At 68.1% G+C, this 1,915-nt stretch carries 1 protein-coding gene; it reads right to left on the bottom strand.

The window, feature by feature from the left end:
• Positions 1-1,910, bottom strand: a 1,910-nt coding sequence (gene acs / locus ACP7AB_RS16820) for an acetate--CoA ligase (protein ID WP_425993155.1), incomplete at its 3' end; no start/stop codon positions are given.
• Between the last annotated feature and the right edge of the window lie 5 nt (positions 1,911-1,915).

Raw genomic sequence — 1,915 nt, forward strand, 5'->3', positions numbered from 1 at the left:
TCGACCACTGACGGATCGGCCAGCGTCGACGTATCCCCCAATGACCCCAGATCGTTCTCGGCGATCTTTCTGAGGATCCGCCGCATGATCTTGCCGGATCGGGTCTTGGGCAGGCCGGGGGCCCACTGGATGGCGTCGGGGGCGGCGATCGGGCCGATCTCCTTCCTGACATGGGCGACCAGGGCCTTCTTCAGGTCGTCGTGCGGCTCGACCCCCTTGTTCAGGGTCACATAGGCGTAGATGCCCTGGCCCTTGATGTCGTGGGGGAAGCCGACTACGGCGGCCTCGGCCACGTCTTCGTGCAGGACCAGGGCGCTCTCGACCTCGGCCGTGCCCATCCGGTGGCCCGAGACGTTGATGACGTCGTCGACCCGGCCGGTGATCCAGTAATAGCCGTCCTCGTCCCGCCGACAGCCGTCGCCGGTGAAATATTTGCCGGGATAGGCGCTGAAATAGGTGTCGAAGAAGCGCTGGTGATCGCCCCAGACGGTGCGCATCTGCCCCGGCCATGAGTCGGTGATGCACAGGTTGCCGGACACAGCCCCCTCCAGCACCCCGCCTTCGGCATCGACCAGCGCCAGCTCCACCCCGGGCAGGGGCCGGGTCGCCGACCCCGGCTTCAGGTCGGTCGCGCCGGGCAGGGGAGAGATCAGGGCGCCGCCCGTCTCGGTCTGCCACCAGGTGTCGATGATCGGCAGCCGGCCCTCGCCGACCACCTCGTGGTACCAGCGCCAGGCCTCGGGATTGATCGGTTCGCCGACCGTGCCGAGCAGGCGCAGGGACTTGCGGCTGGCCGATTTCACCGGTTCGTCGCCGTCGCGCATCAGGGCGCGCAGGGCCGTGGGGGCGGTGTAGAAGATCTCGACCTGGTGCCTGTCGACCACCTGCCAGAAGCGGCGGTTGTCGGGATAGTTGGGCACCCCCTCGAACATCAGGGTCGTGGCTGCGTTCGAGAGCGCCCCATAGACGACATAGGAGTGGCCCGTGACCCAGCCCACGTCGGCCGTGCACCAGAAGACCTCGCCCGGCCGATAGTCGAACACCAGTTCATGGGTATAGCTGACCCAGAACAGATAGCCGCCGGTGGTGTGCAGCACGCCCTTGGGCTTGCCGGTCGAGCCCGAGGTGTAGAGGATGAACAACGGGTCCTCGGCGTTCATTGGCTCGCACGGGCAGTCGTCGGAGACGGTCGCGACGGCGACCTCGAACCGCACATCCCGGCCCTCGACGATCGCCACATCGGCGCCGGTGTGGGCGATGACCAGCACCGTCTCGACGCCCGCGACCTTGGTCAGGGCCTCGTCGACATTGGCCTTGAGCGGGATCCGCTTGCCGGCGCGCAGGCCCTCGTCGGCGGTGATGACCAGTTTCGAGCCGCAGTCCTCGATCCGCCCGGCGATGCTGTCGGGAGAAAAGCCGCCGAACACCACCGAATGCACGGCCCCGATGCGCGCGCAGGCCAGCATGGCCACCGCCGCCGCCGGGATCATGGGCAGATAGAGGGTCACCCGGTCGCCCTTCACCACGCCGAGGTCTTTCAGCACATTGGCCATGCGGCACACCTGCCGGTGCAGCTCGGCATAGGTGATCGCGCCCGAGACCGACGGGTCGTCGCCCTCGAACAGGATGGCCGTCTGGTCGGCGCGTTCGGCCAGGTGCCGGTCCACGCAGTTCCAGGCGACATTCAGCACCCCGTCGGCGAACCAGCGGATGCGGAAATCGTCCCTGTCGAACGACACGTCCTTGATGATGGTCGGCGGCGTGATCCAGTCCAGCCGCCGGGCCTGTTCGGCCCAAAAGGCGTCCGGCGTCTCGCGCGCCGCGAGCCGCGCGGCCTCGTAGGCGGCGGCGTCCATATGGGCGCGCTCGGCCCAGTCGGCAGGAACGGGATACAGGTCGGGGTCGGTCATGGGGG

Origin of the sequence: Brevundimonas sp. TWP3-1-2b1 (genome assembly GCF_049896165.1) — a bacterium.
GTDB lineage: Bacteria > Pseudomonadota > Alphaproteobacteria > Caulobacterales > Caulobacteraceae > Brevundimonas > Brevundimonas subvibrioides_B.